25 protein-coding genes are annotated in these 25,111 nt (G+C 68.6%); 13 read left to right on the top strand and 12 right to left on the bottom strand.

Annotated features, from left to right (window positions below; all coding sequences use genetic code 11):
- Positions 1 to 2 precede the first annotated feature (2 nt).
- Positions 3 to 1,628, top strand: a complete 1,626-nt coding sequence (locus ACRYRV_RS05935; RefSeq protein WP_309637062.1) for an ATP-binding protein — start codon at positions 3 to 5, stop codon at positions 1,626 to 1,628.
- Here ACRYRV_RS05935 and ACRYRV_RS05930 read toward each other — a convergent pair.
- Positions 1,615 to 2,529: a LysR family transcriptional regulator gene (locus ACRYRV_RS05930; RefSeq protein ID WP_253451965.1), complete on the bottom strand. Its 915-nt coding sequence runs from the start codon at positions 2,527 to 2,529 to the stop codon at positions 1,615 to 1,617. The two genes, ACRYRV_RS05935 and ACRYRV_RS05930, sit on opposite strands and share 14 nt — an antisense overlap.
- A 102-nt stretch (positions 2,530 to 2,631) precedes the next feature.
- On the opposite strand from ACRYRV_RS05930, the gene metE reads away from it, so the two are divergent.
- The 3 genes from metE (at position 2,632) to ACRYRV_RS05915 (ending at position 6,559) form a co-directional block, all read left to right on the top strand.
- The gene (gene metE / locus ACRYRV_RS05925; protein ID WP_444985675.1) at positions 2,632 to 4,932 is read left to right on the top strand and encodes a 5-methyltetrahydropteroyltriglutamate--homocysteine S-methyltransferase; all 2,301 of its coding nucleotides are present in this window, start codon (positions 2,632 to 2,634) and stop codon (positions 4,930 to 4,932) included.
- Between the two features lie 134 nt (positions 4,933 to 5,066).
- The gene (locus tag ACRYRV_RS05920) at positions 5,067 to 5,777 is read left to right on the top strand and encodes a COG3650 family protein (protein ID WP_309637064.1); all 711 of its coding nucleotides are present in this window, start codon (positions 5,067 to 5,069) and stop codon (positions 5,775 to 5,777) included.
- A 173-nt stretch (positions 5,778 to 5,950) separates the two neighbouring features.
- On the top strand, positions 5,951 to 6,559 hold the full coding sequence (locus ACRYRV_RS05915) for an FMN-dependent NADH-azoreductase (protein WP_444985676.1): 609 nt from the start codon (positions 5,951 to 5,953) through the stop codon (positions 6,557 to 6,559).
- 96 nt (positions 6,560 to 6,655) lie between these two features.
- Here ACRYRV_RS05915 and ACRYRV_RS05910 read toward each other — a convergent pair whose 3' ends face one another.
- A complete protein-coding gene (locus ACRYRV_RS05910; protein WP_309637066.1) occupies positions 6,656 to 7,723 on the bottom strand; it encodes a metal-dependent hydrolase in 1,068 nt (355 codons plus the stop codon).
- A 61-nt stretch (positions 7,724 to 7,784) separates the two neighbouring features.
- A complete protein-coding gene (locus tag ACRYRV_RS05905; protein WP_444985677.1) occupies positions 7,785 to 8,321 on the bottom strand; it encodes a DNA-3-methyladenine glycosylase I in 537 nt (178 codons plus the stop codon).
- 101 nt (positions 8,322 to 8,422) lie between these two features.
- Between ACRYRV_RS05905 and ACRYRV_RS05900 the strand changes: the two genes are divergently transcribed.
- The 3 genes from ACRYRV_RS05900 to ACRYRV_RS05890 all read left to right on the top strand — a co-directional run bounded on the left by ACRYRV_RS05900 (position 8,423) and on the right by ACRYRV_RS05890 (position 9,896).
- Positions 8,423 to 8,899 carry a DUF411 domain-containing protein gene (locus ACRYRV_RS05900; RefSeq protein WP_309637068.1) on the top strand — a complete coding sequence of 159 codons (477 nt, stop codon included), beginning with the start codon at positions 8,423 to 8,425 and terminating at the stop codon, positions 8,897 to 8,899.
- A gap of 75 nt (positions 8,900 to 8,974) precedes the next feature.
- Entirely contained in the window at positions 8,975 to 9,415 is a 441-nt protein-coding gene (gene gloA, locus ACRYRV_RS05895; RefSeq protein ID WP_253448853.1) for a lactoylglutathione lyase, read from the top strand.
- Positions 9,416 to 9,449: 34 nt separating this feature from the next.
- A complete protein-coding gene (locus tag ACRYRV_RS05890; protein ID WP_309637070.1) occupies positions 9,450 to 9,896 on the top strand; it encodes an META domain-containing protein in 447 nt (148 codons plus the stop codon).
- On the opposite strand, the gene ACRYRV_RS05885 is transcribed toward ACRYRV_RS05890, so the two are convergent.
- From ACRYRV_RS05885 to ACRYRV_RS05865, 5 genes are all read right to left on the bottom strand, one after another.
- Positions 9,893 to 10,627, bottom strand: coding sequence for a phosphatase PAP2 family protein (locus tag ACRYRV_RS05885; protein ID WP_309637071.1), 735 nt, complete (start codon positions 10,625 to 10,627; stop codon positions 9,893 to 9,895). The two genes, ACRYRV_RS05890 and ACRYRV_RS05885, sit on opposite strands and share 4 nt — an antisense overlap.
- Before the next feature lie 179 nt (positions 10,628 to 10,806).
- Entirely contained in the window at positions 10,807 to 13,779 is a 2,973-nt protein-coding gene (locus ACRYRV_RS05880; RefSeq protein WP_444985678.1) for a valine--tRNA ligase, read from the bottom strand.
- 102 nt (positions 13,780 to 13,881) lie between these two features.
- Positions 13,882 to 14,349, bottom strand: coding sequence for a DNA polymerase III subunit chi (locus tag ACRYRV_RS05875; protein WP_444985679.1), 468 nt, complete (start codon positions 14,347 to 14,349; stop codon positions 13,882 to 13,884).
- Between the two features lie 131 nt (positions 14,350 to 14,480).
- The gene (locus tag ACRYRV_RS05870; protein WP_253448865.1) at positions 14,481 to 15,581 is read right to left on the bottom strand and encodes a branched-chain amino acid aminotransferase; all 1,101 of its coding nucleotides are present in this window, start codon (positions 15,579 to 15,581) and stop codon (positions 14,481 to 14,483) included.
- Positions 15,582 to 15,725: 144 nt separating this feature from the next.
- Entirely contained in the window at positions 15,726 to 17,258 is a 1,533-nt protein-coding gene (locus ACRYRV_RS05865) for a leucyl aminopeptidase (RefSeq protein ID WP_444985680.1), read from the bottom strand.
- Between the two features lie 150 nt (positions 17,259 to 17,408).
- Here ACRYRV_RS05865 and lptF point away from each other — a divergent pair, with 150 nt between their 5' ends.
- From lptF to bfr, 5 genes are all read left to right on the top strand, one after another.
- A complete protein-coding gene (gene lptF / locus ACRYRV_RS05860; RefSeq protein WP_309637075.1) occupies positions 17,409 to 18,491 on the top strand; it encodes an LPS export ABC transporter permease LptF in 1,083 nt (360 codons plus the stop codon).
- A complete protein-coding gene (gene lptG / locus ACRYRV_RS05855) occupies positions 18,488 to 19,552 on the top strand; it encodes an LPS export ABC transporter permease LptG (RefSeq protein ID WP_444985681.1) in 1,065 nt (354 codons plus the stop codon). The genes lptF and lptG overlap by 4 nt, the downstream gene beginning before the upstream one ends.
- Positions 19,553 to 19,566: 14 nt before the next feature.
- Positions 19,567 to 20,043 carry an RDD family protein gene (locus tag ACRYRV_RS05850; RefSeq protein WP_253448878.1) on the top strand — a complete coding sequence of 159 codons (477 nt, stop codon included), beginning with the start codon at positions 19,567 to 19,569 and terminating at the stop codon, positions 20,041 to 20,043.
- Positions 20,044 to 20,179: 136 nt separating this feature from the next.
- The gene (locus ACRYRV_RS05845) at positions 20,180 to 20,386 is read left to right on the top strand and encodes a (2Fe-2S)-binding protein (RefSeq protein ID WP_253448881.1); all 207 of its coding nucleotides are present in this window, start codon (positions 20,180 to 20,182) and stop codon (positions 20,384 to 20,386) included.
- 151 nt (positions 20,387 to 20,537) lie between these two features.
- The gene (gene bfr, locus ACRYRV_RS05840; RefSeq protein ID WP_253448884.1) at positions 20,538 to 21,020 is read left to right on the top strand and encodes a bacterioferritin; all 483 of its coding nucleotides are present in this window, start codon (positions 20,538 to 20,540) and stop codon (positions 21,018 to 21,020) included.
- A gap of 76 nt (positions 21,021 to 21,096) precedes the next feature.
- On the opposite strand, the gene ACRYRV_RS05835 is transcribed toward bfr, so the two are convergent.
- The 4 genes from ACRYRV_RS05835 to ACRYRV_RS05820 form a co-directional block, all read right to left on the bottom strand.
- Positions 21,097 to 21,324 (bottom strand): DUF1653 domain-containing protein, encoded by a 228-nt coding sequence (locus ACRYRV_RS05835; protein ID WP_253448887.1) that lies wholly within the window; start codon positions 21,322 to 21,324, stop codon positions 21,097 to 21,099.
- 25 nt (positions 21,325 to 21,349) lie between these two features.
- Positions 21,350 to 22,195 carry a tRNA cyclic N6-threonylcarbamoyladenosine(37) synthase TcdA gene (gene tcdA / locus ACRYRV_RS05830; RefSeq protein ID WP_444985682.1) on the bottom strand — a complete coding sequence of 282 codons (846 nt, stop codon included), beginning with the start codon at positions 22,193 to 22,195 and terminating at the stop codon, positions 21,350 to 21,352.
- A gap of 12 nt (positions 22,196 to 22,207) precedes the next feature.
- Positions 22,208 to 22,981 carry a pseudouridine synthase gene (locus ACRYRV_RS05825; RefSeq protein WP_253448893.1) on the bottom strand — a complete coding sequence of 258 codons (774 nt, stop codon included), beginning with the start codon at positions 22,979 to 22,981 and terminating at the stop codon, positions 22,208 to 22,210.
- Positions 22,982 to 23,059: 78 nt separating this feature from the next.
- The gene (locus ACRYRV_RS05820) at positions 23,060 to 24,214 is read right to left on the bottom strand and encodes a cation diffusion facilitator family transporter (protein ID WP_444985683.1); all 1,155 of its coding nucleotides are present in this window, start codon (positions 24,212 to 24,214) and stop codon (positions 23,060 to 23,062) included.
- Positions 24,215 to 24,372: 158 nt separating this feature from the next.
- Here ACRYRV_RS05820 and ACRYRV_RS05815 point away from each other — a divergent pair, with 158 nt between their 5' ends.
- On the top strand, positions 24,373 to 25,047 hold the full coding sequence (locus ACRYRV_RS05815; RefSeq protein ID WP_444985684.1) for an SDR family oxidoreductase: 675 nt from the start codon (positions 24,373 to 24,375) through the stop codon (positions 25,045 to 25,047).
- Positions 25,048 to 25,111 lie beyond the last annotated feature (64 nt).

Below are 25,111 nucleotides of genomic sequence, written 5' to 3'. Positions count from 1 at the left end.
CCATGCGGCGGGTGCTGGCCGACAGTGCCTTCCTGCGCGTCTATGTGCTGCTGGCGCTGGCCCTGCTGCTGACCTTCGGCCTTGCCCTGCTGGGCGTGGCGATGGTGGATCAGGTGCGTCGCGAGCACCATCGCGAGCAGCTCGCCGAGGTGCCCATGCGCCTGCTCGCCCAGCGCCTGGAGGTGCTGCCCGCCGGCACCCATGCCGATTGGCTCGAGGCCCAGGCCCGGCGCCTCGACCTGACCCCCAGCGTGCTGCCCCTGGAGACCCTGACGCTGGGGTACTTCTCAAGGCTGCGCCTGGAGCGCGGCAAGGTGCTGGTCCAGGAGCGCAGGGAGCAGGGCTGGCGCCTGCAGAAGCTGCTGCCCGACGGCGAGCGTCTGCTGCAGGTGGACCTCGCCAGCCTGAGCGAGCAGCAGCTGCGCGGGCTGACCGAGCTGCTCGGCGAGTGGCTGGCCGAGGCCGAGTCGGGAGAGCGGCGGTCGCGCCTCGACCAGGTGGCCGGCAGCGGTGTGCCGATGACGCTGGGTGATGCCCCGCCGGAGGGGCTGGATGCCTACCAGCTGGGCCGGCTGGTCGACGGCGAGGTGGTCATCCGACTGTTTCCCGGACGCTGGTCCATGGCCATGTACCTGGCGCTGCCCGGCGGGGGCGAGGCGAGCTGGCTGACCATCGGGCCGGTGGAGGCCTTCGACCCGGTGCCGGGGTCGCTGCAGCTGCTGGTGGCGCTGATCCTGCTGGCCGTGCTGGGGGCGACCATCTACCTGCTGATCCGTGGGATAGAGGCGCGCATGGCGCGCCTGGAGCTCGCTGCCACGCGTATCGCCGCCGGCCGACTCGATACCCGGGTCAAGGTGGAGAGCGGCGACTTCCTGGGACGCCTGGGCATGGCCTTCAACGGCATGGCCGCCCAGGTGCAGCAGCTGCTGCGCGCCCAGCAGGACATGATCCGTGCGGTCTCCCACGAGCTGCGGACCCCGGTGGCCCGCATCCGCTTTGCCGTGCAGATGGTCGAGGACATGACCGATGACCCGGCCGTACGCCGTCAGCTGGAGGGCATCGACGGCGACATCGAGGAGCTGGACGGCCTGGTCGACGAGATCCTGACCTATGCGCGGCTGGGCAGCGATGCGGTCAACGGCCGCGAGATGGAGGCCGGTCTGGTGGAGTGCCGTGCCATGGCCGAGCGGGTGATCGCGGCCCTGGCGCCGCTGCACGGCCAGCTCGCCATCACGCTGGCCGACGGGCCCGAGGTGGAGGCGCTGGCCGAGCCGCGCTATCTGCAGCGGGCGCTGCAGAACCTGGTCGCCAACGCCTGCCGCCACGCTCGCTCTCGGGTGGTGATTCGACTCGGCAGCGAGCCGCGCCTGGTGCGTATCGACGTGGAGGATGACGGCCCGGGCGTCCCCGCCGGCGAGCGACAGGCGATCTTCAAGCCCTTCGCCAGGCTCGATGACAGCCGCACGCGCCGCTCCGGCGGTTACGGGCTGGGGCTCTCCATCGTCCAGAAGGTGATGAGCTGGCACGGCGGCAGCGTCGGGGTGGATGATAGCCCCGAACTTGGCGGCGCACGCTTCACCCTGCTGCTGCCCCAGCGGCCCGAGGGCACGGCCACTACGCCGGCTTGATGCCCTCCAGCACCGCGAAGGAGGTTTCCCGGGCGGTGCGCAGGAAGTCCTCCATCCAGGGCGCCTGGCGTGTCTCTTCGCGAATCGCCGCGAAGAGCGTGCTCCAGACTCCCTTCTCACCCAGGGCGACCGCCTTGACGTAGTCCCGCTCCAGGTACTCGGTCAGCGCCCAGTTGGGCAGCGCACAGACGCCGCGGCCGCTGGCCACCAGCTGCATCATCATGATGGTCAGTTCGGCGGTGCGTACCTCTCTGGGGCGTACCCCGGCGGGCTCCAGGAACTGGGTGAAGACGTCCAGGCGCGAGTGCTCTACCGGGTAGGTGATCAGGGTCTCCTCGGCCAGGGCCTCGGGGGTGACGAAGGCCTTGCCGGCCAGCCGGTGCTGGCGTGCCACCGCCAGCAGCCCCTCGTAGCGGAACAGCGGCTCGTAGTGGATGCCGGGCAGCGGCTGGGGGTCGGCGGTGATCACCAGGTCGAGCTGCTCTCGGGCCAGGGCCGGCAGCGGATCGAAGTGATGCCCCCCCGGGATATCGATCTCCACCTCGGGCCAGTGGTCGCGGAAGTGGTCGATGGTGGGCATCAGCCACTGGAAGCAGCTGTGGCATTCGATGGCCATGTGCAGGCGACCCTGCTCGTTGCCGGCCAGGCGCGCCAGGTCCCGCTCTGCCATGCGCACCAGCGGCAGCACCTGCTCGGCCAGGGTCAGCAGCCGCTGGCCGGCGCGGGTGAACTCCACCGGCCGGGTCTTGCGCACGAACAGCGGGTTGCCCAGGCGCTCCTCCAGGTCCTTGATCTGGTGGGAGAGGGCAGACTGGGTGAGGTGAACCCGCTCGGCGGCCTCGACGAGGGAGCCGGCATCGCGCAGGGCGATCAGGGTGCGTAGGTGGCGAAGTTCCAGCATCATTGTGAGCCGCTTTCATTTTAAAGATTAGAAAGTTTAGTTTGATTCACTCCTTGTGGCCAGCCAGACTCTGTTGAATTATTCATGCCAAAGGAGTTTTTCATGACTTTATCTCATGTTTTGGGCTATCCGCGTATCGGCGCCGACCGCGAGCTCAAGCGGGCCGTCGAGGCCTACTGGCAGGGGAGCCTCGATCGTGACGGGCTGGAAAGCGCCGGCCGTGAGCTGCGTGCCCGCCACTGGGCGGCCCAGCGCGAGGCGGGGCTGGACCTGGTCACCGTGGGGGACTTCGCCTTCTACGATCAGGTGCTGGACCTCTCCGTGACCCTGGGGGCCGTCCCGGCGCGCTTCCGGGCCGAGGAGGAGATCGCCGCCGGCGAAGTGGGGCTGGATACCGCCTTTCGCATGGCTCGGGGCCGGGCGCCCAGCGGTGAGCCTACCGCCGCCTGCGAGATGACCAAGTATTTCGATACCAACTACCACTACCTGGTGCCCGAGCTGCACGCCGGGCAGCGCTTCCGCCTGGCCTCCTCGCGCCTCTTCGATCAGGTGGCCGAGGCCCAGGCCCTGGGGCATCCGGTGAAGGTGAGCCTGCTCGGGCCGCTCACCTGGCTCTGGCTGGGCAAGGAGAAGGGCGAGCAGTCCTTCGATCGCCTGGCGCTGCTCGAGGAGCTGCTGCCGGTCTATGCCGAGCTGTTGGCCCGCCTCGGCGAACAGGGCGTGGAGTGGGTCCAGCTCGATGAGCCGGCGCTGGTGCAGGAGCTGCCGACGGCCTGGCAGCAGGCCTATGAGGCCGCCTACAGCGTGCTCGGCCGCGCCCCGGTCAAGCTGCTGCTGGCCAGCTACTTCGGCGGCCTGGGAGACAACCTGAATCTGGCGGTGGGCCTGCCGGTGGACGGTCTGCATATCGATGCGGTGCGGGCGCCGGAGCAGCTCGACGCCGTGCTCGATCGCCTGCCCGGCTACAAGGTGCTCTCGGTAGGCGCCATCGACGGGCGCAACGTCTGGCGGGCCGACCTGGCCCTGCTGCGCGAGCGCCTCGCCTCGGCGCGCATGCGCCTGGGCAGGCGCCTCTGGATCGCGCCCTCCTGCTCGCTGCTTCACGTGCCGGTGGACCTCACGCGCGAGCGCGACCTCGACCCGGAGCTCGCAAGCTGGCTCGCCTTTGCCCGCCAGAAGCTCGACGAGACGGTGACCCTGGCCCGCCTGCTCGATGGTCGCGCCACCGAGGTCGATCGTCGGCGCCTGGAGGCGGCCACCGAGGCGCTGCAGGCGCGGCGCGACTCGCCGCGAATTCACCGCCCCGAGGTGGCCGACCGCCTGGCAGGCGTCGAGCCGGCGGACCATGAGCGTCGCAGCCCCTATGGGGTGCGCGCCGAGGCCCAGCGTCGGGCTCTCAAGCTGCCGCTCCTTCCCACCACCACCATTGGCTCCTTTCCCCAGACCGGTGCCATCCGCGCCGCCCGCCGAGCCCTCAAGGCCGGTGAGCTCTCCCGGGACGAGTACGAGGCGCGCATGGAGGAGGAGATCGCCTACGCCGTGGCGCGCCAGGAGGCGCTCGGCATCGACATGCCGGTGCACGGTGAACCGGAGCGCAACGACATGGTGGAGTACTTCGGCGAGCAGCTCGACGGCTACGCCTTCACCCGCTTCGGCTGGGTGCAAAGCTACGGCTCACGCTGCGTCAAGCCGCCGGTGATCTATGGTGACGTCAGCCGTCCCGGGCCCATGACGGTGCGCTGGAGCCGGTACGCTCAGTCGCTGACCGACAGGCCCATGAAGGGCATGCTGACCGGCCCGGTCACCATGCTGCAGTGGGCCTTCGTGCGCGATGATCAGCCCCGGGAGACCACCTGCCGCCAGATCGCCCTGGCCCTGCGCGACGAGGTGTGCGATCTGGAAGCGGCGGGCATTCGTGCCATCCAGATCGACGAGCCGGCGCTTCGCGAGGGGCTGCCGCTGCGCCAGGGGGAGTGGCCGGCCTACCTGGCCTGGGCGGTGGAGTGTTTCCGGCTCAGCGCCGCCGGCGTGGGCGACGAGACCCAGATCCATACCCACATGTGCTACTCGGAGTTCAACGACATCATCGAGTCCATCGCCGCCCTGGATGCCGATGTGATCACCATCGAGACTTCCCGCTCGGACATGGAACTGCTCGATGCCTTCCGGGAGTTCGCCTACCCCAACGAGATCGGCCCCGGGGTCTACGACATCCACTCGCCCAATGTGCCGGACGTGGCCTGGATGGTGGCGCTGATGGAGAAGGCTGCCGAGCGCATCCCGGTGGAGAGACTCTGGGTCAACCCGGACTGCGGCCTCAAGACCCGTCGCTGGGAGGAGGTGGAACCGGCCCTGGCCAATATGGTGGAGGCGGCACGGCAGCTGCGCCGGCGCTTCGGCTGATTCGGAACGAGGCGCCGCCGTGGGTCGGCCCGAGTGCCCGGGGGCGCAGCGTTGAGCCAGCGCGAGCAGCCGCCGATAGCGGCGGCTGCTATGCTCGGCGGGTCAAGGAATCGCGACCCTCGCAAGGAGATGCCATGTCCCGCCTTATCGCTCCCGCCGTCCTCGGGGCGGCCCTGCTGCTGGGTGGCTGCGCCACCGCCACTTCGCCCGCGCCGATCACCTCGGGCGACCATGCGCCGCTGCTGCCCTCGGTGCTCTTCCCCGGTGGTGCCGAGAGCTTTACCGCCTGGCGCTGCACCCCGGATCAGGCGCTGGTCACGGCCGACCCCCAGGGGCCGGACGGTGAGCTCCGGCTCTGGTCGTCCCACGGCGCCTGGCGGCTTGCGCCCGCCGTGGTGGCCAGTGGCGCCCGCTATGAGCAGGGTGAGGTCAGCTTCTGGAACAAGGGCTCCGAGGCCGTGGTGGAGACGCCGCGGGGCCGGCTGGAGTGTCAGGCCTATGTGCGGCGCCAGGCCCTGACCCGGCAGCAGCGCCCCGGCGTGATGTTCCAGGGGCGCGGTAATGAGCCGGGCTGGATGGTGCACCTGGCTCACGACCGTCCCGAAGCGACCCTCAGCCTGGACTACGGCACCCGGGAGCAGACCCTGCCCTACCGGGTGACCACCATGGACAACGCGGCGGGGCGGGTGATCCTGCAGAGCGGCCGGGGGGATACGCCCTTCGAGCTGCGCATCGAGGCCGGCGCCTGCCTGGACGACATGAGCGGTGAGCCCTTCCCGGCGCGGGTCACCCTGACCGTGGACGGGGAGCAGTATCGGGGCTGCGGCCAGGGCATCGCCCCCTGACCGGGGCTGGCGAAAACTGTCTGCGCTCGATGCCTTTTCGCCAAGCCCCGGCGATTCGATCTTGGTTTCATCGATTTTATCGAACGCGGGGTGCGGATTTTTGCGCTTTTTATGTCAAAAAATGCATCTATCATGGTGACCATCATCCTGATGCCTGACTTCTGGAGGTCACCATGACCACTCGCACTCTCGTGATTACCGCTTCCATCCTCGGTGAGAACGGCCAGTCCAAGGCCCTGGCCGAGCACTTCATCGCCCGGGCCCAGGGCCGCGACGGCGTCGAGGTGACCCATCGCGACCTGGTGGCCAGTGAACTGCCCCACCTCGGACTGGCCGAGCTCGGCAGCTGGCAGGTGAGTGAGGAGGAGCGCACGCCTGAGCAGCGCGAGCTGGCTGCCCGCTCCGACGAGCTGATCGCCGAGCTGCGCGATCACGATGTGGTGGTGCTGGCGGTGCCCATGTACAACTTCGGCATTCCCAGCCAGCTCAAGGCCTGGTTCGACCGCGTGATGCGCGCCGGCGTGACCTTCCGCTACACCGAGAATGGCCCCCAGGGGCTGGTGGAGGGCAAGCGTGCCGTGATCCTGGCCGCTCGCGGGGGGCAGTACGCGGGCACCGAGATGGATACCCAGACCCCGCACCTCAAGCTGATGCTGGGCATGATCGGCATCAAGGAGGTGGAGACCGTCTTCGCCGAGGGCCTCAACATGGGCGAAGGCCAGCGCGATGCGGCGCTCAAGGAGGCTCGTCAGGCCATCGACGGCCTGGCAGAGCGTCTGTAAGGCGGCGCTCTCCCGGTTCGGCGCCCGAGAGCGCAAGTACCGAAACGCAGCGAGGCGGCCATCTGGCCGCCTCGCTGCGTTCCTGTGCCCGCGGGTTCAGCAGTCCTCCGGTGCCTTTTGAACCCAGCCGGCGGCGACGAAGTCGCTGGTGCACAGCGCCGGCTCCGGGGCCAGGGCGCGACCGGCCAGCCGGGCGAGCGCCTCCCGGTTGCCGCGGGAGGGGGCGGCAGGCTGCTTGGAGACCGCCACCGGCTGCCAGTCGCCCCCCTCGCGGGTGGCCAGGGTGAAGGCGAAGGGGTGAAAGCCGGGGAAACCCAGACGCAGGTCGGTGGCCACCAGGGTCTCTTGGCCGTCGAGCTCCCGGGTCTCGTAGCGCAGGAAGGGGCCGGCGAACCAGTCGAGCCGTGCGCCGCGCTCGCTCGCCAGGGCCGCGGCCTCCAGCTCGGCGCCGCGCCGGTAGGTCTCCACCAGGGGCGGGGTATCCCCGTCCAGCACGCCCAGGAGCAGCTCGTGATGGTCGTCGCCGTCCACCACCGTGACCCGCCACAGCAGGGTGTTGAAGGGGGTAGGCTGGACCAGCCGCGGTGCGTCTGTGAGGCCCCGTTCGGCCAGCACCGGCTCCAGGCGATGCTCCACCAGCTGCTTGGCGCCGAAGGCAAACACCAGATAGGCGCTGGAGAGGGCGAGCCCCCAGGCCGGCCCGCGCCGGCCGTTGCCGGTGGCCAGGGCCACGCCGATGCCCACCAGCAGCGGCAGGGTATAGAGCGGGTCGATGATGAAGACGATGGGGTAGGCCACGGGCGGCAGGTTCAGCGGCCACCAGAGCTGGGTCCCGTAGGTGGTCAGGGCGTCGAGCAGCGGGTGGGTGGTCAGGCAGAGCACGTAGAAGAGCCACCAGTGGCCGAGGGGAATCTCCCTGGCCGCTCTCAGTCGCGAGGTGAGCAGGGCCAGCAGGGTGCCGAGCCCGGTGAGCACGAAGAGCGAGTGGGAGAAGCCGCGGTGCTCGGTGACGTTGGCCACGGCATCGCCGTAGTCGATGACCACATCGAGGTCGGGGAGGGTGCCGAGCACGGCGCCGATCAGCACCGCCTTGCGGCCCAGCCGTCGGCCGAGCACGGCACCGCCCACGGCGGCGCCCAGGGCGGCCTGGGTAATCGAATCCATCGGGAGGCGTTCCTCGCTGAGAGTGCCCGGCTATGATGCCACGGGCGGGGGCGGGGTTCCCTTACGCCTCCGCCCAGCGCGGCCCGGCGGCGAGGATGCGTGCCTGCACCGGGCAGTCGTCGCGGTGGGCACCGGGCAGATAGCCGGTGCTCATCAGGAACTCCCCGGTGATCTCCGGCCCGGTGAAGCGGAAGGTGCCCTTGAAGAGTCGGACCCACTCCGCATGGGAGAGCGGGTGGTGGTGGTCGAGCCAGGCGGCGAAGCTGCCGTGCTCATCGCGCAGGGCCTGGAGCACGCCGGCATTATGGATCACCGCCTCGACCTTGAGGCGGTTGCGGATGATGCCGGCGTTCGCCAGCAGCCGGGCCCGCTCGGCCTCGCCGTAGGCGGCCACCCGGTCGATGGCGAAGCCCTCGAAGGCCGCCCGGAAGGCGGTGCGCTTCTTCAGCACCGTGAGCCAGGAGAGCCCCGCCTGGTTGATCTCCAGGGCCAGGCGCTCGAAGAGGGCCTCGTCGTCGGCCACCGGGAAACCGTACTCGCGGTCGTGGTAGGGGCCGTGAAACGGATGGCCCGGGGCCAGGTCACAGTAGTGGCTCATGCTGAAGTTCCCCGTGGCGAGCAGACTTGATCCAGGCCCTTGGCAAGGGCCCCGCCGATGCCGACAATCGTCCCATCACCCTACACCGCGGAGATCCTGCGATGAAGAAGACCCTTCGCCCTCTGGCTGCCGGCGGCCTGCTGGCCGGTGGCGCCCTGGCTGCCTTTCTTGCCTTCATGCCGGGTCCCGGCCCCCAGGCGGGCACCGTGGTCGAGATGTACCAGGACCCCGGCTGCGGCTGCTGCGGCGCCTGGGCCGACCACCTGGAGGCCGAGGGCTTCACGGTGGAGCGCCACAAGACCCGCGAGATGCGTGACATCAAGATCGAGCAGGGCCTCTCGCCTGAGCTCGCCTCCTGCCACACCGCCATGGTGGACGGCTACGTGATCGAGGGCCACGTGCCGGCGGCGGACATCCGCCGCCTGCTGGAGGAGCGCCCCGACGTGGCGGGCCTGGCGGTGCCGGGCATGCCCCACGGCTCGCCGGGCATGGAGACCGGCCGCTATGACGACTACCAGGTGCTGGGCTGGCACCGTGACGACCGTACGCCTGAGATCTTCAGCGAGTACACTCACTGAGCCCCCAAGGGTATTTCGAGTTGTCGATACCGCCATCTGCGATAGCCCCGTGATTCCCCCGACAAGGAGTTGAACATGCAGTACCTGCATACCATGGTGCGCGTCAGCGACCTCGACGCCTCGCTGCACTTCTACTGCGACCTGCTGGGCCTCAAGGAGGTGCGCCGCAAGGAGAACGACAAGGGTCGCTTCACCCTGGTCTTCCTGGCCGCCCCCGAGGACGAGGCGCGCTCCGCCGAGCTCAAGGCGCCGGAGCTGGAGCTCACCTACAACTGGGACCCAGAGGAGTACAGTGGCGGGCGCAACTTCGGCCACCTGGCCTATCGGGTCGACGATATCTACGCCCTGTGCGAGAAGCTCCAGGCCAACGGCGTGACCATCAACCGCCCGCCCCGGGACGGCCATATGGCCTTCGTCAGGAGCCCCGACGGCATCTCGGTGGAGCTGCTGCAGAAGGGTGACGCCCTGCCCCCGCAGGAGCCCTGGGCCTCCATGGAAAACACCGGCAGCTGGTAGGCGGCCGGCCACGCGACAAGGAAGAACGACACCCATGAAGATGACAGTTGCGGCCCGCCTGGGCCTGGTGATGGCGGCCGTTGCCCTGCTGGCGGCCTGTGGCAGCCGCCCCGAGGCGCCGCCGGAGCGCGAGGTGAGCCTCTCGGGGCCGGTGGTGGAACAGCGCTGGAACCTGCTGCTGGTGGGCACCGACGAGCGGCTCTCCCTGCCCGAGCCCGCTTGGTTTCGCATCGCGGCGGACGGGAGTGTGACCGGCAGCGACGGCTGCAACCAGCTGATGGGACGCGCCAATCTCGGCGAGAACCAGCGCATCGAGTTCTCGCAGCTGGCCACGACCCGGCGCGCCTGCCCTCAGGGCGAGGACGCGGCGCGGGTGAAGGGGATGCTGGAGACCGCCTACCGCTATCTGATCGACCACGACCGGCTGGTCTTCTTCGGCCCCGATCAGCGAGTGCTGGGCGGCTGGCGCAAGGCGAATTAGCGCCCCGGCAGCAGCGCCTGAATCCTGGCCATGCCCGCGGTGATGCCGCGGGCCATGGCCGGCCCCACCGGGGTGAGCAGGAACCAGGGGGCAATGATCAGGTTGATGGCGATGGCGCCAAAGTAGACGTCGCTGAACCAGTGGGCTCCGCTCAGGATGCGGGGTGCGCTGAGAATCACCGCGGCCACCAGGCTCACCAGCATCACCTTCAGCCCGGCGAAGCGCCACATGAAGGCGGCGAAGAGGAAGAGGTTGACCCCGTGGTCGCCGGGAAAGCTCGAGCCCGAGCTGTCCTTGGTGGAGAAGTCGACCATCTCGGTGATCAGGTTGACCTCCTGGTAGACCAGGGTGGGGCTGGGGTGAGAGTAGTCGATCACCATGCGTACGCCCTGGGCCATGAACACCGCCACCAGCAGCATGGTGACGCCGATACCGCCCCAGCGCAGCATGCGCTGCTCGCGCAGCGGATCCCGGGAGATGGCCCACAGGTAGATCACCAGCAGGATCAGCAGGCTTACCACGTCGAAGAGTCGCGCGTTGGTGGCCGCTACCAGCCACACCCAGGCGTCGTTCTCCTCGGTAAGCCAGCCGTTGGTGGTAAAGAAGACGGCGTCGTCGATCTCCGTCCAGAACAGCAGGTCCGGCGAGAGCCAGGAGAAGATCAGCAGCGCACCCAGCAGGTTGAACAGCAGCAGGCGCCCGATGGCGAGGGAGGGGTGGGTCTGAGGCATGGCAGCGTCGCGAGTCGGTAAGTGTCCCGGCCCATTCTAGGCGATGAGGTTTTGGTAGAACAGTGTTCCTTAACAGGGGCGTCACACCGATGGGGCAGGGGTGGCCCTAGGTGCCGCCGCTGACCCTACGCAAGCGGCCCGCCGATGGCGGGCCGCTTGCGTGAGGTGACGCAGCCGATTCAGAGCGCGGCGATCTTGTCGCGCTGCTCCACCAGCAGGCGGTGAGCGGACTGGAACTCGGCTAGCTTGGCGCGCTCCTTCTCCACCACCGCTTCCGGGGCCTTGGCCACGAAGCTCTCGTTGGAGAGTTTCTTCTCGATGCCGCCGATCAGCTTCTCCTGCTTCTCGATCTCCTTGGCGAGGCGCGCGAGCTCCGCGTCCTTGTCGATCAGGTCGGCCATGGGCACCAGCACCTCCATCTCACCCACCAGCTGGGTGGCCGAGAGCGGTGCCGCGCTCGGGTCGTCGAGCCAGGCGATGCTCTCCAGCTTGGCCAGCTTGGCCAGGAAGCGGCGGTTGGCCTCCAGGCGCTCGCGGTCGGCGTCGCTGCCCTTGGTGAGCAGCACCTCCAGTGGCTTGCCCGGGGCGATATTCATCTCGGCGCGGATATTGCGCACCGCCACGATTACCCCCTTGAGCCACTCGATGTCGCGGGTCGCCTGGTCATCGAGCAGCGCCTCGTCGGCGGCGGGCCAGGGCTGGGCCATGATGGAGTCGTCCTCGCCCTGGCGGGTGCCGGCGAGCGGCGCCACGCGCTGCCAGATCTCCTCGGAGATGTAGGGCATCATCGGATGGGCCAGGCGCAGGATCGACTCCAGCACCCGCACCAGGGTGCGGCGGGTGCCGCGCTTGGCCGCAGGGCTTGCGTCCTCGTCCCACAGCACCGGCTTGGAGAGCTCCAGGTACCAGTCGCAGTACTCGTTCCAGACGAACTCATAGAGCGCCTGCGACGCGTGGTCGAAGCGGAACTCCTCCATCGCCTTCGTCACCTGGGCCGCGGTCTGCTGCAGCCGCGAGAGGATCCAGCGGTCGGCCAGGGAGAGCTCGACGTCGCCGCCGGCCGCCCCGCAATCCTCGCCCTCGGCGTTCATCAGCACGTAGCGCGAGGCGTTCCACAGCTTGTTGCAGAAGTTGCGGTAGCCGTCCAGGCGGCCCATGTCGAACTTGATATCGCGCCCGGTGGTGGCCTGGGAGAGGAAGGTGAAACGCAGGGCATCGGTGCCGTGGGGCTCGATGCCCTCCGGGAACTCGCCGCGGGTGGCCTTCTCGATCGCCCTGGCCTTCTGGGGCTGCATCATGTTGCCGGTGCGCTTCTCGACCAGCGTATCCAGTTCGATCCCGTCGATCAGGTCGATGGGGTCGAGGACATTGCCCTTCGACTTGGACATCTTCTGGCCCTGGCCGTCGCGCACCAGGCCGTGCACGTAGACCTGCTTGAAGGGCACCTCGCCGGTGAACTTCAGGGTCAGCATGATCATCCGGGCGACCCAGAAGAAGATGATGTCGAAGCCGGTGACCAGGACGCTGGAGGGGTGGAAGGTGCGCAGCTCCGCTGTGCGCTCCGGCCAGCCCAGGGTGCCGAAGGTCCAGAGGCCCGAGCTGAACCAGGTGTCGAGCACGTCCTCGTCCTGGGTCAGGCGCGGCACGCCCAGCTTCTCCATGGTCTTGAGGGCGTCGGGGGTCAGTTCGGTGGTGCCACCCAGCAGCTGGTTGAAGCCGCGCAGGCGCATGGCGGTGTCGAAGTCGCCCTGCTCATGTTCGATGAAGCCGGCCAGCTCGACCAGGTAGTCGCGGGTCGCCTCCACCTCGTTGCGGGCCACGAAGACGTTGCCGTCCGCGTCGTACCAGGCAGGAATGCGGTGGCCCCACCACAGCTGGCGGGAGATGCACCAGTCCTGCAGGTCGCGCATCCAGGCGAAGTACATGTTCTCGTAGTTCTTCGGCACGAACTGGATATCGCCCTTCTCGACGGCCTCGATGGCGGGCTTGGCGAGGCTCTCCACGGCGACGAACCACTGATCCGTGAGCAGCGGCTCGATGACATCGCCGCTGCGGTCGCCGTAGGGGAGGGTGTTGCTGACGGTCTCGATCTGCTCGAGCAGCCCCGCGGCCTCCATGTCGGCGACGATCCGCTTGCGCGCCTCGAAGCGGTCCAGGCCGGCGTAGGCCTCGGGCAGGCTCGGGTCGATATCGGGCAGCGGCCGGCCCTGAATGTCGAAGGCCTCGGCCTCGGGCAGGATGGCGGCGTCCTGGGTAAAGACATTGATCAGCGGCAGCCCCTGGCGCTTGCCCACCTCGTAGTCGTTGAAGTCGTGGGCCGGGGTGATCTTCACGCAGCCGGAGCCCTTCTCCATGTCGGCGTGCTCGTCGGCAACGATGGGGATGCGACGGCCGACCAGCGGAAGCGTAACGAACTTGCCCACCAGGGAGGCGTAGCGAGGATCCTCGGGGTTCACCGCCACGCCGGTATCGCCCAGCAGGGTCTCCGGACGGGTGGTGGCGACCACCAGGTGGTCGAGGCCCGCGTCGGTGGTAACGCCGTCGGCGAGCGGATAGCGGAAGTGCCAGAACTGGCCCTGCTGGTCGCGGTTCTCCACCTCGAGATCGGAGATGGCGGTGTGCAGGGTGGGGTCCCAGTTGACCAGACGCTTGCCGCGGTAGATCAGCCCTTCCTTGTGGAGGCGCACGAAGACCTCCTGGACCGCCTTGTAGAAGCCGTCGTCCATGGTGAAGCGCTCGCGGGACCAGTCGACGCTGGCCCCCATGCGACGCAGCTGGCGGGTGATATGGCCGCCGGACTCCTGCTTCCACTCCCACACCTTGTCGATGAAGGCGTCGCGGCCGAGGTCGTGGCGGCTCTTGCCCTCCTCGGCGGCGACCTTGCGCTCCACCAGCATCTGCGTCGCGATGCCGGCGTGGTCGGTGCCCACCTGCCACAGGGTGTTGCGCCCCTGCATCCGCCGCCAGCGGATCAGGGTGTCCATGATGGTGTCCTGGAAGGCGTGGCCCATGTGCAGGCTGCCGGTGACGTTGGGCGGCGGGATCATGATGGAGTAGGGCTCGCCCTCACCGGAGGGGGCGAAGCGGCCATCGGCCTCCCAGCGCTCGTACCAGCGGGATTCGATCTGCTCGGGTTGGTAGGTCTTGTCCATGGGCGTTCCGGGTCCAGAAATGGGTACCGCCGACCCGGGGGTCGGACGGCAGGAGAGGGCGATGAAAATGGGGCCGATTATAGCCCGGCGAGGTGCCCGGCGTCAGCCGGACTGGCCGCGCAGCTGGTGGGCCTTGACCGGATAGCCGCGCCTTTTATAGGTCTGCCAGCAGGCGCGCTTGGCCACCAGCACCTCCTGGTGCTGGTTAATGATCTCGGCGACCCGTTCGAAGCGCGAGAACCACTCCGGGATGTCCGGTGCCAGGTTGAGCAGCGCCTGCACGGCCTGGTCGGGGGAGGGGGGCGCACCCCAGCCGATGGTAACCGGGATGCGCGGATCGGGGGCGGCCCCGGCCTCTCCTTCCCCCTCGCCCAGCAGGGCGTGAGGCACATAGGCGTCGGGGCGGAAGGTCCAGAGCCGCTCGTCCAGCGCCCGGGCCATGGCCTCGTCCTCGGCGTGCAGGTGCAGCCGATAGCCCTTGCGCTGGATGGTCTCGGCCAGCCGGCAGGCGAAGTCGAGACGCGCCTCCAGGGTGGTATCGGGGAGGACGTAGAAATCGATCTGGGTCATGAATATCCCCTTCGGGGAGCCATAAGCTGAAAGCTTGAAGAGAAACCTCGATCCCAGGGTGCGGGATCATGCTGACTTCCAGCTTCCAGCTTCCAGCTTCCAGCTTCCAGCTTCCAGCTTCCAGCTCGGGGTCAGACCAGGCGCGTCAGCCAGCCGTGAGTGTCTTCCGCGCGGCCATACTGCAGGTCGAGCAGCTTGGTGCGCAGGCGCTTGGCCACGGGGTTGCCGTTGTCCTCCTTCAGGCGAATGGCCCCCTCCTCGGTGACCAGCTCGCCTACCGGGGTGATCACCGCGGCGGTGCCACAGGCGAACACCTCGGTCAGCTCCCCGGAGGCGGCCGCCTCGCGCCACTCGTCGATGCTGATCGGGCGCTCCTCGGGGGTGAAGCCCTCGTCCTTGGCCAGGGCCAGCACCGAGTCCCGGGTCACCCCCTCGAGGATGGTGTCGGTCAGGCGCGGGGTGGCGATGCGGCCATCCTTGAACACGAAGAAGAGGTTCATGCCGCCCAGCTCCTCGATCCACTTGTTCTCGGCGGCGTCCAGGAAGGCCACCTGGCCGCAGCCGTGGTCGCTGGCCTCCTTCTGGGCGGCCAGGGAGGCAGCATAGTTGCCGCCGCACTTGGCGAAGCCGGTGCCGCCGGGTGCGGCGCGCTTGTAGTGGCTGGAGAGCCAGATGGAGACCGGCTCGATGCCGCCCTTGAAGTAGGCCGCCGCCGGGGAGGCGATCACGTAGTAGTCCACCTCCCGGGCCGGGCGCACGCCGAGGAACTTCTCGCTGGCGATCATGAAGGGGCGCAGGTAGAGGCTGCACTCGTCGGCCTCGCTCTTCGGCGTCGGCACCCAGGCGTGGTCCTGGGCCAGCAGCGCCTTGAGGGAGCCGATGAAGTCCTCGTCGGAGAGCTCCGGCAGGGCCAGACGGCGGGCGCTGCGGCGGAAGCGCTCGGCGTTCTTCTCGGGGCGGAAGGTCCACACCGAGCCGTCGGCGTGGCGATAGGCCTTGATGCCCTCGAAGATCTCCTGGGCGTAGTGCAGCACGGCGGCGGCGGGATCCAGGGTCAGGGGCCCGTAGGGGCGTACCTCGTGGCCGTGCCAGCCGGCGTCCAGGGTCCAGCGTACGTGGGCCATATGGTCGGTGAAGTGCTGGCCGAAGCCGGGGCTGGCGAGGATGTCCTCACGGATCGAGTCGGCCGTGGGGGTGGAGTTGGGCAGGAGTTCGAAGCTGGCATTCGACACGGCAAGGGGTCTCCGCTACGCCCGGGGCGTGCCGGCCCCGGGGTGATACAGGAAGCTCGGGCAGGCGAGAGCCTGCCCGGGTCGTGGATTCATCGTCAGTCTCACATGAGAAAGGCGACGCGGGAAAAACGCAAGAGCGAGGCGTTATTCCGCCTCGGTTTCCGCTCCGGTTTCCACTACGGCATCGGCCTCGCGATCCAGCAGGTACTGGGTCAGCAGGCCGACGGGCCGGCCGCTGGCGCCCTTCTGCTTGCCGGAGGTCCAGGCGGTGCCGGCGATGTCCAGGTGCGCCCAGGGGAAGGTGTCGGCGAAGCGCGAGAGGAAGCAGGCGGCGGTGATGGTGCCCGCCGGGCGGCCGCCGATATTGGCCAGGTCGGCGAAGTTGGAGTCGAGCTGCTCCTGGTACTCGTCCCACAGCGGCAGGTGCCAGGCGCGGTCCCAGGCCGCCTCGCCGGCGTCGAGCAGGTCGAGGGCCAGGTCGTCGTCGTTGGCGAGCAGGCCGGTGGCGTGGTGGCCGAGAGCGATGATGCAGGCCCCGGTGAGGGTGGCGATGTCGACGACGCTGGCCGGCTCGAAGCGCTCGGCGTAGGTGAGGGCGTCGCACAGCACCAGGCGGCCCTCGGCGTCGGTGTTGAGCACCTCCACGGAGAGGCCCTTCAGGGTCCTGATGATGTCGCCGGGCTTGGTGGCGCGGCCGTCGGGCATGTTCTCGGCGGCGGCGACGATGGCTACCAGGTTGACCTTCGGGCGAATGGCGAGGATCGCCTCGACGGTGCCGAAGACGCTGGCCGCGCCGCACATGTCGAACTTCATCTCGTCCATGGCCTCGCCGGGCTTGAGCGAGATGCCGCCGGTATCGAAGGTGATGCCCTTGCCCACCAGCACGTGGGGCGCCTCCTCGGGATTCTCGGCGCCCTGGTATTGCATGACGATCAGCCGCGAGGGCTGCTCGCTGCCGCGGCCCACCGAGAGCAGGCTGTGGGCGCCCAGCGCCTCCAGGGCCTCCTCGTCGAGGATCTCCACTTGGAGTGCTCCGCCGGAGGCCTTGCCCAGGGCCTCGGCCCGCTCGGCCAGGTAGCTCGGGGTGCAGACGTTGCCCGGCAGGTTGCCCAGGGTGCGGGCGGCGTTGATGCCCTGGCCCACGGCGTCGCCGATGCGCGCACCCTCCCGGGCGTCGGCGGCGTCGCCATCGTCGCTGACCAGCAGGGTCACCTGGGCGAGGCGCGGGGCGGGGACCTTCTCGGACTTGAAGTCATTGAAGCGGTAGAGGGCGCGGTGGGTGGCCTCGGCGACCATGCGCGCCTTCCAGGCGGCGTCGCGCTCGTCCAGCGGCACATCGGTGAAGGCCACGGCGCAGTCGTCTAGCGGCAGGTCGGCCAGGGCCGTGAAGGCGGCGTCCAGGGCCTTGCGGAAGGCGGCTTCCTGGCACTTGTCGCGCTTGCCCAGGCCCACCAGCAGCAGCCGCTCGGCGCCGAGGCCCGGGGCGAAGGGCACCATCTGCACCTTGCCCAGCCTGGCGTCGAAGTCGCCGCGTTCGAGGAGCTGGCCGATCAGCCTCTCGCTGGCGTCGTCGAGGCGCGCGGCGGCGGGCAGCAGCTCGCCTTCCTGGTACACCGGGATGACGAGGCAGGCGGTCTCGACCTTGGCGGGGTTACCCGTCTTTACTGGGAATTCCATGGCGTCTCCACAGACAAGCGAAATGGGTGACTGTCGCTGGTTTTATCAGCGCCAGGGTTACAAGAGCAGGGGGATTCTGGATAATGCCGGCACGTCGCCGTGTCGCATCAGTGTACCCAAGGCATGGCCCCATTGCATGGCAGACGCCGCATGATCATCTTTCGCTACCTGACCCGTGAAATCCTGCTGACCATGGCCGCCGTTGCCGGCGTGCTGCTGCTGGTGATCATGGGCAGTCGCTTCATACGCTACTTCGCCGACGCCGCCGAAGGCGACATCCCGGCCAGTATCCTCGGCACCCTGATGCTCTTTCATCTGCCGGGGTTCCTCGAGCTGATCCTGCCGCTGGCCTTCTTCCTCGGCATCCTGCTCGCCTATGGCCAGCTCTACCTCAACAGCGAGATCACCGTCCTGGTCGCCTGCGGCACCAGTCCCAACCGGCTGCTCCAGGTGAGCCTGGTGCCGGCCACCCTGGTGGCCCTCCTGGTGGCGCTGTGCAGCCTCTGGCTGACCCCGGCCGGGGCCCTGCACAATGCCGTGATGCTCGAGGATCAGCGCAGCCGCATCGACTTCTCGGCCCTGGCGCCGGGGCGCTTCCAGGAGTTCGGCAGCGGCCGCACCGCCTATATGGAGGGTCTCAGCGACGACGGCAGCGAGATGCGCGGCGTCTTCATCAGCGAGCGCCAGCGACGCAGCGATGGCACCCCGGAGACCGCGGTAACCCGCGCCGAGGGGGGCTACCAGACCCTCGACCCCGACACCGGCAGCCGCTTCCTGGTGCTGGCCGACGGCGAGCGCTATAGCGTCGACCCGGGCCGTCACGAGGCCGAACGGCTGGAGTTCGATACCTATGCGGTGCGCCTCTCCCAGGCCGAGGAGCGCCGCGAGCTCGACTCGCCGGAGTATGCCACCACGGCGGCGCTGTTCGGCGACGACTCGCCCCGCGCCCAGGCCCAGCTGCAGTGGCGGCTTGGCCTGCCGCTGATGGTCTTCATCCTGACCCTGCTGGCGATGCCGCTCTCCCGGGTCAACCCCCGTCAGGGGCGCTTCGCCAAGCTCCTGCCGGCGATCTTTCTGCATGTCTCCTACCTCAGCCTGCTGCTGGCCGCCCTGGACGCCATCGGGCGGGGCAGCCTGCCGGCGGTGATCGGCATGTGGCCGATCCACGGGGCCTTCCTGGCCCTCGGCCTCGCGATGATGGCGCGGGCCCAGCGCAAGGGGATGAGCGGATGATTGCCGATCGCTTCGACCGCTACCTGGCGCGCAACGTGCTGGGGGCCATCATCGTGGTGCAGGTGGTGCTGCTGGGCCTGGACCTGGTGATCACCTACATCAACGACCTGGACGACGTGGAGGGTGGCTACGGTGCCTTCCAGGTGCTGCTCTACCTGATGATGCGCCTCCCCTGGCGCTTCTACCAGTATGCCCCGGTGGGGGTGCTGATCGGCGCGCTGATTGGCCTCGGCAGCATGGCGTCGAGCAATGAGCTCACCGTGATGCGTGCCGCCGGGCGCTCGCTGACGCGGATTCTCTGGGGGGCGATGAAACCGATCATCCTGGTCATCGTGGTGGTGCTGCTGGTGGCCGAGTACGTGGCGCCGCGCACTGAGCAGTTCGCCAATGCCTGGCGCCTGGAGCGCATCCAGGGCGCGGGGGCCGTGGTCACCGAGCGCGGCGGCTGGCAGCGCGAGGGGGACAGCTTCTACCGCTTCGGTGCCATCCGCGCCGATGACACCGTGCTAGACCTGACCCGCTACCGCTTCGAGGGGCAGCGTCTGGTGGAGGCCGCCAGCGCCGAGCGCGCCGCCTGGCGCGACGGCAGCTGGCGCCTGGAGGGCGTCGAGATCACCCGCTTCCATGACGAGCACACCGAAGCCGAGCGGCACGAGACCCAGCCCTGGGAGACCAGCCTGACGCCGGAGCAGCTCAATCGCCTGCTGCGCCCCATCAACAGCCAGGCCCCCAGCGAGCTCTGGGCCTATGCCCGCTACCTGCAGGAGCAGGGGCAGTCGGCCACCCAGCCGCTGCTGCACTTCTGGCAGAAGATGCTGATGCCCCTGACCATGGGGTCCCTGGTGCTGGTGGCCGCCTCCTTCGTCTTCGGCCCGCTGCGCACCGTGGCCGCCGGGACCCGAGTCTTCTACGGCGTGGTGACCGGTCTGGTCTTCAAGTACCTCCAGGACCTGCTGGCGCCGGCCTCGACGGTGTTCGGCTTCTCGCCCGCCTGGGCGGTGCTGGCGCCCACCCTGATCTGTGCCGCCGTGGGGCTCTACCTGCTGCGGCGAACCGCCTGAGCCAAGGAGCCCCCATGCAGCGACGCTTCAGCAACCTCGACGACGTCTGGCCGGCCGGCCTTGCCCGCCGGCTGGGTGCCATGATCTATGACGGCTTCCTAGTGGCGGCCATCTGGATACTCATCACCGGCCTGCACGTGACGCTGATGCGCCATGTGGTGGGGATTCCGGTGGAGGAAGTCGGCACCGGGCTGGTGCAGGTGCTTTCGCTGCGGTTTGCGCTGCTGCTGGGGGCCTTTCTCTTCTTTGCCTTCTTCTGGGTGCGCGGCGGCATGACCCTGGGCATGCAGGCCTGGCGGCTGCGGGTGCAGACCCTGGATGGCTGCTCCATCACCCTGCCTCAGGCGATGCTGCGCTTCGCAGTGGCCTGCCTCTCCTTTGCCGCCTTCGGCCTCGGCTACCTCTGGATCCTCTTCGACCGCGAGCGGCGCAGCTGGCCGGATATCGCCTCCGGCACCCGGGTGGTGGTGCTGCCCAAGCAGGCGAAATGAAATAGAGCGACAGGCAGGGAGCAAAGCAGGCGAGAGGGCAAAAGTGACCGGGATCAGACCTTGGTCGCTTTCTGCTTGCAAGAGTCTATGCGAATCATTTACATTTACTATCGCAGTCGTCAGCGAGGTGATGCCAATGTACGTATGTCTCTGCAAGGGGGTCTCCGACCACCGGATTCGTCAGACCGTCGAGGACGGGGCGCGCAGCTGGCGCGACGTCCAGCGCGAGACCGGCTGTGGCACCCAGTGCGGCAAGTGCGCCGTCCAGGGCAAGGGCATCACCCGGGAGGCGGTGAAGGCCGAGCTGATGGTGGGCGCCGAGGATCTGGCCTACGCCGTATAGGCGAATCGGGATTGTTCTCGATGCCTTTATCATGTAATTGATTTTGTTGGATATTTTCTGATTTGTCGCTAGACTGGTCGTCAGCGCTTGGCAGTGCCCATGCCTGCATGCCAAGCTGCATCCCTACCTGACGACATCCAGAGGTGAGTCCATGAAAGGCGACAGCAAGGTCATCGAGTATCTCAACAAGGCCCTGGGCAACGAGCTGGTGGCGATCAACCAGTACTTCCTGCACGCCAAGATGTACAAGGATTGGGGCCTGCAGAAGCTGGCCAAGTGGGAGTACGACGAGTCCATCGAGGAGATGCAGCACGCCGACAAGATCATCGATCGCATCCTCTTCCTCGAGGGCATGCCCAACCTGCAGGACCTGGGCAAGCTGCACATCGGCGAAAACGTTCGCGAGATGCTGGAGTGCGACCTCAAGATCGAACACGACGGCCGCCGCGACTACATCGAGGCCATCGACTACTGCGAGCAGGTCAAGGACTACGTGACCCGGGACCTGCTGCGCGAGCTGCTGGCCGACGAGGAGAGCCATATCGATCATATCGAGACCGAGCTCGGCCTGATCGACAAGGTCGGCATCGAGAACTATATGCTTAAGCAGATGCAGGTGGCCGGCGAGGAGTAAGCTCTCCCTCCTGCCCCCTTGCTTCGCATCCAGACCGGCGCCCCAGTGGCGCCGGTCTGCGTTTCGGGGACGGCGGCTACTGGAACGCCTTCTCCAGCTCGAAGCGCGGCACCGGTTCGCCCTGGACCTCCACCGTTTCGGTGAACATCGCCAGGGGCCTCACCCAGAGGCCGTAGTCGCCGTAGAGGGCGCGATAGACCACCAGGGGCTCCTCGGTCTCGCTGTGATGGGCAAGGCCCAGAACCTCATAGCGGTTGCCCTTGTAGTGGGCATAGATGCCGGGGACGGGAAGCGGGCGTGACATGGCGAAGACTCCTGGAGGGGGTGGGTCAGGGAGAGGCCTGGGCGCTGCGGGCCAGGCGGGCGAGCACTCGGGAGGCGGCCACGAAGCCGAAGCTGCCGGTGACGAAGGTGGCGGCGCCGAAGCCCGAGGCGCAGTCGAGCCGGGTGGACTCACCGCTGCCCGGCTTCTGCAGGCACACCTCGCCGTCGGCGCTCGGGTAGACCAGCTGCTCGTCGGAGTAGACGCACTCCACCGAGAAGCGCCGCTTGGGGTTGCGCGAGAAGCCGAAGTCGCGGCGCAGGCGCGCGCGCACCTTGGCCAGCAGGGGGTCGTGCTCGGTACGGGCCAGATCCGCCACCCGGATGCGGGTGGGGTCGGTCTGGCCCCCGGCGGCGCCGGTCACGGTGATCGGCAGCTTGCGCCGCTTGCACCAGCTGATCAGCGCCGCCTTGGCCACCACGCTGTCGATGGCGTCCACCAGGTGGTCGGCGTCCTCGGGAATACGCTCGGCCAGGTTGGTGGGGGTGACGAAGGCGATCTCCTCCACCACCTCGATGCCGGGCTGGATGGCGCGGCAGCGCTCGGCCAGCACCTCCACCTTGGGGCGGCCCACGGTGCCGTCCAGGGCGTGGAGCTGGCGGTTGACGTTGGAGACACAGACGTCGTCCAGGTCGATCAGGGTCAGCTTGCCGATGCCGGAGCGCGCCAGCGCCTCCACCGTCCAGCTGCCCACGCCGCCGACGCCCACCACCACCACATGGGCGCTGCGGAAGCGCTCGACGGCGCGGCTGCCGTAGAGGCGACGAATGCCGCCGAAGCGCAGGTCGTGGTCGTCGGTATCGACGCTCTCCTGGGGAACGACGGCGGGGGAAGAGAAGGGAAGGTCGGTCATGGCGGGTGTCGGTCAGTCGATGGCAGCGGGGTGGGGATGCGGCTGGCTCTGGTCCACGGCGTCCACCGGCAGGTGGCCGGCCCAGCCGAAGCGTCGGAACAGCGCGCTCATGGTGGCATCCAGGGCGCCGCTCAGCCTGAGCGGCTGCCCGGTCGCCGGGTGTACGAGGGCGAGCTCGGTGGCGGCCAGCAGCAGGCGCGGGGCGTCGAGGTGCTCGGCGAAGAAGCGGTTGTGGTTGCCCTTGCCGTGCTTGGCGTCGCCGATGATCGGATAGCCCCGCTGCGACAGGTGGCGGCGAATCTGGTGGCGGCGTCCGGTCAAGGGCCGCGCCTCCATCAGCGAGTAGCGGCTGCTCGGGTAGCGGTCCACCTGCACCGGCAGCTCCACGCTGTCCAGGCGGCGGATGTCCGTGATCGCCTCCATGGCGGGCATCTCGGCCTTGGGGCGGCTGCCATCCTCCTCGCGCAGCGGATACTCCAGCCGCTCGGCCTCGGGGCCGATGCCGCGCACCACGGCCAGGTAGCGCTTGGCCACCCGGCGCTCGGCGAAGGCCTCGGTGAGCCGGGTGGCGACGCCTGGGGAGAGGGCCAGCACCATCACGCCGGAGGTGGGGCGGTCGAGGCGGTGTACCGGGTAGACCCGCTGGCCAAGCTGGTCGCGCAGCCGCTGCATCAGGAACTCTCGCTCGCCACGGGCCAGGGCGGTGCGATGGACCAGCAGGCCGGCCGGCTTGTGCACGGCCACCAGGTGCTCGTCTTGGTGCAGGATGCGCAGGGGATCACTCATGCCGATGGAGTCGCCGGAGGGGTCGCCGAAGGGGCGGCCATTGTCGCCGCCGGGGGCGAGGATGTCACCCTCGAGCGCTCACTGAAGAACAGGGGCCAGGCGACGGATCTCCACGTGGGAGAACCAGTCGAGGTCGGCGGCGGCCTCTGCCAGGCGTCGCGCGGCGCTCTGGCTCTCCAGGGGCGAGTCCTCGTCGATGCAGGCCACCACGGTCACGGCTCCCTCCAGGTAGTGGAGCTCCAGGTCGAGGAGCCAGTGCCACTCAGGCAGGCCGGCCCAGCGCTCGGCCAGCGCCGCTTCCACCTCGGGCCGCAGCGGCAGGCCGGGGAGCTGGCTGGGGTCGCCTTCGCCGGCATCATCTTCCGGGTCGACGTGGAAGGTGAGGTCGGTGAGTGCCGGGAAAGATTGTCGCAGGCGGCGGCTCACCTCGTTGCCGATCTCGTGGCCCTCGGAGACGCTGATGCGCGGCGAGACCACCACGTGGAGGTCGAGCATGGTGCGCCCGGCAGACTGGCGGGTGCGCAGGTCGTGGATGCCCTCCACCCCGGGCACGCCGAGCGCCACGTCTCGCATCGCCTCCTGCTGGGCCACCGGCAGAGCGGTGTCCACCAGCTCGCGGCCGGACTCCCACAGCAGGTCCCAGCCCACCTTGCCCACCAGCAGGCCGACGATCACGGCCGCCAGGGTGTCGATCCAGGTGGCGCCGAACTGGCTGCCGAGCAGCGCGATCAGCACCACGCCGGTGGAGAAGACGTCGCTGCGATGGTGCCAGGCGTTGGCCTCCAGCATCTTGGAGCCGATGCGCTGGGCCACGCGCCGGGTGAGATGGAACAGCCACTCCTTGGCCAGCAGCGCCAGGACGGTCAGCAGGATCGCCCAGTAACCCGGCGGCGGGATCTCGGCGGCGGAGATCAGGCGCTCGGTGCTCGACCAGACGATGGCGCCGGCCACGAAGATCAGCACGCTGCCCAGGAACAGGGTAGCGAGGGTCTCGATACGGCCATGGCCGTAGTGGTGGTCGTGGTCGGGCCCCTGGTGGCCATAGTGGGATGCCGCCAGCACGAAGCCGTCGGTGACCAGGTCGGAGAAGGAGTGCACGCCGTCTGCTACCAGGGCGGCCGACCCGACCAGCCAGCCCACGATGATCTTGGCGACCCCCAGGATGCAGTTCACCGCGACGGACAGAAGGGTGACTCGGCGGGTTGCCTGATGCTTCTCTGAATTGGTCTGCATGGCGATTCCTGTGCACTGCTCCTGCTGGGACATGCTGCACTGGCGAAACGACCTAAATAGTACCGAAAAGGTCCTCTTTGATGCAATGGGACCTCTTGCAGCCGCTGGCCGAGTGCGACAGTGTCTTCTTCAGTAAACCGCAAAGGAGAGAGAGTGTCATGGCTTCCACCGTACTGATCACCGGCGCCAACCGCGGCGTCGGCCTGGCCCTGGCCCGCCACTATCGGGAGGCTGGCTGGAGGGTCATCGGGGTCTGCCGCAGCAGCGGCGAGGAGACCGCCGAGCTGCACCAGGTGGCCGAGCGGGTCATCGAGGGCATCGACGTGACCCGGCCGGAAGACGTGGCGCGGCTTGCCGTGGAGCTGGAAGGGCAGCGCCTCGCGCTGCTGATCAATAATGCGGGGCTGCTCAAGGACGAGCGCCTGGGCGAGCTCGACTTCGACTCCATCCGGGAGCAGATGGAGATCAACGCCTATGCGCCGCTGCGGGTCACCGAGGCGCTGCTCGACAACCTCGACGAGGGCTGCAAGGTGGCCAATATCACCAGCCGCATGGGCTCCATCGCCGACAACGACTCCGGCGGCCGCTATGGCTATCGCGCCTCCAAGGCGGCGCTCAACGCCTTCGGCAAGTCGCTGGCCATGGATCTCAAGCCCCGCGGCATCGCCGTGGTCCAGCTCCACCCCGGCTATGTGCAGACCCGCATGGTCAACTTCGGTGGGCTGATCTCCCCGGAGGAGGCCGCCGCCGGCATCGCCGAGCGCATCGAGGCGCTGACCCTCGCGACCACCGGCACCTTCTGGCACAGCAACGGCGAGCCGCTGCCCTGGTAGTCGATCAGCGTTGCACCGACCGGGCGCCTGGGCCGGGATGAGTCGGCCTGCGCTGCACCGTAGG

The organism is Halomonas mongoliensis, assembly GCF_052496345.1.
Note: the sequence above shows the minus strand (reverse complement) of the source record. Positions and strands in the feature narration are given on the sequence as shown.

Coding starts and splice junctions, on each gene's coding strand:
- ACRYRV_RS05825 (WP_253448893.1), bottom strand. CDS start 22,981: ATGAGTGATCCCCTGCGCATCCTGCACCAAGACGAGCACCTGGTGGCC.
- ACRYRV_RS05915 (WP_444985676.1), top strand. CDS start 5,951: ATGACCACTCGCACTCTCGTGATTACCGCTTCCATCCTCGGTGAGAAC.
- ACRYRV_RS05835 (WP_253448887.1), bottom strand. CDS start 21,324: ATGTCACGCCCGCTTCCCGTCCCCGGCATCTATGCCCACTACAAGGGC.
- ACRYRV_RS05880 (WP_444985678.1), bottom strand. CDS start 13,779: ATGGACAAGACCTACCAACCCGAGCAGATCGAATCCCGCTGGTACGAG.
- ACRYRV_RS05910 (WP_309637066.1), bottom strand. CDS start 7,723: ATGGATTCGATTACCCAGGCCGCCCTGGGCGCCGCCGTGGGCGGTGCC.
- ACRYRV_RS05920 (WP_309637064.1), top strand. CDS start 5,067: ATGTCCCGCCTTATCGCTCCCGCCGTCCTCGGGGCGGCCCTGCTGCTG.
- bfr (WP_253448884.1), top strand. CDS start 20,538: ATGAAAGGCGACAGCAAGGTCATCGAGTATCTCAACAAGGCCCTGGGC.
- tcdA (WP_444985682.1), bottom strand. CDS start 22,195: ATGACCGACCTTCCCTTCTCTTCCCCCGCCGTCGTTCCCCAGGAGAGC.
- ACRYRV_RS05865 (WP_444985680.1), bottom strand. CDS start 17,258: ATGGAATTCCCAGTAAAGACGGGTAACCCCGCCAAGGTCGAGACCGCC.
- ACRYRV_RS05900 (WP_309637068.1), top strand. CDS start 8,423: ATGAAGAAGACCCTTCGCCCTCTGGCTGCCGGCGGCCTGCTGGCCGGT.
- metE (WP_444985675.1), top strand. CDS start 2,632: ATGACTTTATCTCATGTTTTGGGCTATCCGCGTATCGGCGCCGACCGC.
- ACRYRV_RS05905 (WP_444985677.1), bottom strand. CDS start 8,321: ATGAGCCACTACTGTGACCTGGCCCCGGGCCATCCGTTTCACGGCCCC.
- ACRYRV_RS05935 (WP_309637062.1), top strand. CDS start 3: ATGCGGCGGGTGCTGGCCGACAGTGCCTTCCTGCGCGTCTATGTGCTG.
- ACRYRV_RS05930 (WP_253451965.1), bottom strand. CDS start 2,529: ATGCTGGAACTTCGCCACCTACGCACCCTGATCGCCCTGCGCGATGCC.
- ACRYRV_RS05850 (WP_253448878.1), top strand. CDS start 19,567: ATGCAGCGACGCTTCAGCAACCTCGACGACGTCTGGCCGGCCGGCCTT.
- ACRYRV_RS05815 (WP_444985684.1), top strand. CDS start 24,373: ATGGCTTCCACCGTACTGATCACCGGCGCCAACCGCGGCGTCGGCCTG.
- ACRYRV_RS05845 (WP_253448881.1), top strand. CDS start 20,180: ATGTACGTATGTCTCTGCAAGGGGGTCTCCGACCACCGGATTCGTCAG.
- ACRYRV_RS05875 (WP_444985679.1), bottom strand. CDS start 14,349: ATGACCCAGATCGATTTCTACGTCCTCCCCGATACCACCCTGGAGGCG.
- ACRYRV_RS05890 (WP_309637070.1), top strand. CDS start 9,450: ATGAAGATGACAGTTGCGGCCCGCCTGGGCCTGGTGATGGCGGCCGTT.
- lptG (WP_444985681.1), top strand. CDS start 18,488: ATGATTGCCGATCGCTTCGACCGCTACCTGGCGCGCAACGTGCTGGGG.
- lptF (WP_309637075.1), top strand. CDS start 17,409: ATGATCATCTTTCGCTACCTGACCCGTGAAATCCTGCTGACCATGGCC.
- ACRYRV_RS05885 (WP_309637071.1), bottom strand. CDS start 10,627: ATGCCTCAGACCCACCCCTCCCTCGCCATCGGGCGCCTGCTGCTGTTC.
- ACRYRV_RS05820 (WP_444985683.1), bottom strand. CDS start 24,214: ATGCAGACCAATTCAGAGAAGCATCAGGCAACCCGCCGAGTCACCCTT.
- gloA (WP_253448853.1), top strand. CDS start 8,975: ATGCAGTACCTGCATACCATGGTGCGCGTCAGCGACCTCGACGCCTCG.